Genomic DNA, 249 nt, shown 5'->3' on the forward strand with positions numbered 1-249 from the left:
GTCTTGTGCAGCTCGGCATCGTCACGACTCGTGACTTGTACAGCAAACATGGGCCGCATCAGATCGACTCCCGCTGTACGATGTGACGCGTGCGGGCCTGAAGACGATCCGCCAAATCACGCATGCGTTGCGCGTACTGCAAGAGACGGTTGACTTCGGTCGCGCTGTACACGGGGTGGTTGTTCACCATGTTGTGTTCGGCAGTCACGCGCAGCATCGGGGCCCGGCCGCTTGCAATCAGCTCTTGAG

The 249-nt window shown here is 59.8% G+C and carries 1 protein-coding gene; it reads right to left on the minus strand.

The annotated features are described in order from the left end of the window. Positions 1–58: 58 nt before the first annotated feature. A partial coding sequence (locus AC1RPN_RS09135) for a hypothetical protein (protein WP_481763868.1) occupies positions 59–249 on the minus strand: 191 nt, incomplete at its 5' end.

Source organism: Dellaglioa sp. CoH-57-MRSF-20, assembly GCF_056781955.1.